This window comes from Anaerolineae bacterium, from assembly GCA_014360855.1.
Classification (GTDB): Bacteria; Chloroflexota; Anaerolineae; order JACIWP01; family JACIWP01; genus JACIWP01.
In genome coordinates, this window is record JACIWP010000231.1 from 1 (window position 1) to 4,774 (window position 4,774).

The 4,774-nt window shown below is 65.0% G+C and carries 4 protein-coding genes; 2 read left to right on the forward strand and 2 right to left on the reverse strand.

The window, feature by feature from the left end; translation table 11 throughout:
• Positions 1-1,484, reverse strand: a 1,484-nt coding sequence (locus tag H5T60_11635) for a hypothetical protein (GenBank protein MBC7243084.1), incomplete at its 3' end; no start/stop codon positions are given.
• Between the two features lie 283 nt (positions 1,485-1,767).
• On the opposite strand from H5T60_11635, the gene H5T60_11640 reads away from it, so the two are divergent.
• Both H5T60_11640 and H5T60_11645 read left to right on the forward strand, forming a co-directional pair.
• Positions 1,768-2,865: a beta-galactosidase gene (locus H5T60_11640; protein MBC7243085.1), complete on the forward strand. Its 1,098-nt coding sequence runs from the start codon at positions 1,768-1,770 to the stop codon at positions 2,863-2,865.
• Positions 2,843-3,688 (forward strand): amino acid ABC transporter substrate-binding protein, encoded by an 846-nt coding sequence (locus H5T60_11645; GenBank protein MBC7243086.1) that lies wholly within the window; start codon positions 2,843-2,845, stop codon positions 3,686-3,688. The genes H5T60_11640 and H5T60_11645 overlap by 23 nt, the downstream gene beginning before the upstream one ends.
• A 1-nt stretch (position 3,689) precedes the next feature.
• On the opposite strand, the gene H5T60_11650 is transcribed toward H5T60_11645, so the two are convergent.
• Positions 3,690-4,774, reverse strand: a 1,085-nt coding sequence (locus H5T60_11650) for a M23 family metallopeptidase (GenBank protein ID MBC7243087.1), incomplete at its 5' end; no start/stop codon positions are given.

Genomic DNA, 4,774 nt, shown 5'->3' on the forward strand with positions numbered 1-4,774 from the left:
AAGCCGTTGCGCCAGGCAATAGGGATGTCCAGCAGTGCCGGCGGATGGGAACCCTGTGCCTCCCTGCCGACGTCTTCCATCAAAGTGGTATAGGCATGCGGCAGGCTGAGGTCCGACAGCGGGAGCGGGACGGACACATGCTCGATGATAAAGAAGGCCGATATCAACCCGACGGCCGCCGGCGCGAGGAGCGCCCGCCGGCGGGATAGCCTCTGCCATATCCATGCGGCGCCCCAGCCGGCCAGCATCGCCAGGCTCAGCACCATCAGCACCCCGAACCGGCTCGGATACCGGTTGCCCTTGAAAAAGGGGAGCTCCTGGAAGATGCGGAAGGGGAGCGGGATACCGGTATCGGCGCCGTTCACGCGCAGGGATGGGCCTAAAGTCAGGATGAAAAAAGCAAGGGCGGAAAGGGTCCAGAAACGGATGGCGGCGCGCCGCCGGCCGCCGGCCAACCCCAGCAGTGCCAGCACGAGCACACTGTAGCCGAGATAATAATGCTGGGCCTTGTCATGGGGGAACTGCAGGTGCGAGACCAGCGAACCAAACCAGGGGTTGAGCTGGGTAGGGACGAAAAAGCCCAGCAGGTCGCTGGAGAATGTCTCGGCAAAGCCGGAACCGACGACGAAGAAGTCCCCTTCTGCCCGCATGTCAGGAAGCATGGCGGCCAGCATAGGGCTGATGCCCAGCACGAAGAGCACGCCGAGGACGGCCATGCCGCGCGCCCAGGGCCACCAGTCCGCCGGCCGCAGCACTCCCTCGCCGGCGGGAAAGGCCGCATTGCGGGACAGCAGGCTCTCGGCGATAACCCACAGCACGTAGAGGCCGGTGAGGACCAGCAGGAAGGCGGCGAAAGTCATCTCCGCCCAGGCCTGGAGCACCAGGAAGAGGCCGGCCAACAGGGGATAGCGCCACCGGCGCGGGCGGCGCGTCATGCGCATCACCATCAGCACGTAGAAGGGTATCCACTGGGTGCTGGCGATATTGAACTGGCCCAGTGAGGCGTAAAAGAGCTTGCTGGAGGAAAAACCGTAGATGAGGCCGGCCAGGAACGCGCCGGCCAGCACCGCCGGCAAGGAGAAGGCGGCCGGCCGCCGGCGCAGAAGCTCCAGCGCCAGCAGATAGGCACCAAAGGCACCCAGCACGAACGAGGAGAGCAACAGCACGTTGCTGGCCGGAATCACTCCCCACACTGCCTGCAGGGGGATAGACAGCAGGCCGTTCAGCACAGTGAGGGTATAAAAGGCCAGGTTGATGCCGACGGGATAAAACATCCAGCGGCAGTCAAACGGATTGACCCCCAGGTCAACCAGCGCATGTTTCACCCACCACAGGTTCCACGCCAGGGCCGGGTCGTCGCCGCCGTCACCTGGCACGTGGGTGGTGAAACGAACGACCAGCGGCAGGGTCAGCAGTAGGCTGAGGAGGATGTACATGAGCAGGACCGTGAGATGGATAGCCCACGGCCGGCGCGGTGTGCGCATAGCCTTTTCTCCAGCGACTCGCGGACTGGCCTCCTTATACCATCTTCGCCGCCTTTTGGCAAAAGAGTAGCTGACGTTCACCTTAGAGTAGCTGACGGTCACCTTTGAGGTGACCGTCAGCTAAGGATATCCGGCTTTGGATACATCTGCCGAAGGCGGTATAATGGGTGTTGATCCCTCTTCCCTGCCTGCAGGGAAGAGGCAGGGGGGAGCTTCCGCTCCCGATCCATACTCAACATAAGGACCGAACTGCGTGACCGCTATGCATAGATGGTTGGAGGAGATGCGCCGCCGGCGGCATGCTGTCATCCTGCTGGCCGCCGTCCTGGCCGCTTTGTGGGTGTTCGGCGCATGGCGGGGACCGCTCATCACGATCGGGCCGGCCCAGCGTGTGCAGACCCATAATCCCAAGATGGGCGTGCACACCCGCCTCACCGACGAAGTGGAGGAGTGGAAGATCAAGCGCACCCTGGAAATGGTGCGAGAGATGGGCGCGCCCTGGATTGTGGAATACTTCCCCTGGGCATATTACGAGCCGGCCAAGGGCCGCTTCGTCTGGAACCATGCCGATATGGTGGTGGACCACGCCCGCGCCCAGGGCCTGACGGTCATCGCCCGGCTGGGCTTCGTCCCGGAATGGGCCCGTCCGAAGGACACCACCGCCCTGTACCTGGACGAAGAGGGCTACGATGACTTCGCGGATTATGTCTATGCCTTTGTCGAGCACTTCCGCGGCCGTGTGGATTATATCATCATCTGGAATGAGCCGAACCTGCGCCACGAATGGGGCAATCGCGACGTGGACCCCGCCGGCTATGTGGAGCTTTTGCGCCGCGCCTATCAGCGCGCCAAAGAGGCCAATCCCGAGATCAAGGTGCTGGCCGGCGCCCTGGCCCCTACCCTGGCGCCAGAGGGCAGTCCCGACGGCATGAACGACCTGATTTACCTCCAGCGCATGTATGAGGCCGGCGCCGCACCGTGGTTCGACATCCTGGCCGTCCATGCCTATGGCTGGGTCTATCCGCCGGAGGACCCGCCCAACCCGGAGGTCGTGAATTTCCGGCGCACCGAGCTGATCCGGGAGATCATGGTGCAAAACGGGGATGAGGATACGCCCATCATCATCACCGAAGCCGGCTGGAACGACCATCCGCGCTGGTCCAAGGCGGTGCGGCCGGCCCAGCGCATCGCCTACACCATTGCCGCCTACGAATGGGCCCTCCAGAAATGGGACTGGTGCCAGGCGGTGGTGATGTGGGCCTTCCGCTTTCCCCGGCCGGCGCGCACCTATCAGGACTACTTCACCTTCGTGGCGGATGATTTTTATCCGAAACCGATCTATTGGGAGGTCCAGCGTTATGCCCGGACTGGCCAGCCGTAGGGTGCGGGATGCCGCGCACCACCGCCGCTGGGTCGCCGGCGCCGCACTGGCGCTGGCGGCGCTGATATTCCTGCTCTGGGCGGTCCTGGCACAGGGCGGGCCGCTTTCCCGCGACCGAACCTGGGAGAGAATCCGCGCCGAGGGGGTCCTGCGGGTCGGCATGGACGCCAGCTTCCCACCGTTTGAGACAATAGACCCGGAGACCGAGGCAATCTACGGGTTCGACGTGGACCTGGCCAACGCGCTGGCTGAGGAGCTGGGAGTGCGGGTGGAATTCCTCAACATCGGCTTTGACAGTCTCTATGACCAGCTCCTCGCCGGCCGCTTCGACGCCATCATCTCCGCCCTGCCGGTGGATTACACCTGGACGGAGGACGTGCGCTACTCCGAGCCGTACTTCCAGGCCGGCCTGGTGCTCGTCACCACCTGGACGCTGGCTTCCACCATCCAGCGCCCCGAGGACCTGGTCGGCCGGCGCGCGGCGGTGGAATGGGGATCGGAAGGGGATGCCTTCATCCGCCGGCTGGAGCGGGAGCATGGACAGGTGGAGGTGCTGGCCATGGAGTCGCCGGTGGAGGCCCTGGAAGCGGTGCGCGCCGGCGAGGCGGATGCCTGCCTGGTGGACGCCGTCTCCGCCTATCAGGCAATAGGCGGAGATGATGCCCTGACCATCGTCGGGGCACCGCTGACCGAGGCAAGCTATGCCATCGCGGTGCGCCGCAACAGCCCTGTGCTGGCGCGGCAGATCAACACAGCGCTGGCCCGCCTGCGGGAGGCCGGCTTCCTGGACGAGCTCATCCGCAAATGGATGATGACGCAGTGAGCTAGGGGCTGGCCGGCTGAAGGACGACGAAGACGGTCTCGCCGTCGGGTACCGTCACCGTGGCCGAGAGCCACTGCCCATCCACTTTGGTCTTGAGGATATAGGTGCCGGCCCAGACGTCGCCGATGACGAAATTCTCGCCCCAGGCGGGGTCCGGCCCGATGCCCTCGGCCTGGATGTAGGTGAAAGCCTCGCGCCAGACCTTATCCGGTTGCTGGGCACGGTATACGGCGATGGGATGGTTCTCCAGCTCGCGGCCCTGGCGGTCCAGCACCCGGCCGGCGATATTGCCCAGGCCAGGGAGCGGCACGATCCATAGCTCCGGATTGACGGAGTGGTAATAATCGTTCTGGGCGAAGCGCACCTCAAAGTGCAGATGAGGGCCCATGGCGATGCCGCTCATGCCGACAGCACCGATGACCTGGCCGGCCTGCACCCGCTGGCCGGCGGTCACGTCAATCCGGCTCAGGTGGCCGTACACGCAGAAGATGGGATAATCGCCCAGCGTGCGGTCCGGTTTCAGGACAATGACGTTGCCGTAAAAATGGGTCTGCGGGCCGATGGCCTGTGTGTCATCGGAGCCGGCGAAGATGATCTCACCGTCGGCCACCGCCAGCACCGGCGTACCCATGGGGTTGACGATGTCCATGCCGTGATGCAGGAGGTACTGGCCGCGGCCGTCCGTGCCGTAGGGGTAAAAGACGCTCCCGCTCTGCCAGTCCTTCTCGCCGGTCGGGCGCAGGAGCCAGTCATGCCGGCCCGCCGGCACATTGTAGCTCTGGCGCGTGGGGCGCGGGAGCACAGTTGCCGGCCGGGGCGTGGAAGCGGCGGATACCGCAGGGGTAGCGGTCGGGGTCGCCGTAGCGGTCTCGGTCGGCGTCGGTGAGGGTGTAGGCGTTGGCGTCGCTGTCGGGCTGGGTGTCGGCGTGCTCGTAGGGGTCAGCGTCGCGGTAGGAGTAGCTGTTGGGGTTCCCAGGGGCGGCCGGCCCGTCTCCAACGCGCCGGCGCCCACCGCCGCGACCAGCGCGATCACCAGCACCAGCGTGGACAGGAAGAACATGCGGTCATCAGTGAACATCGAAGGCG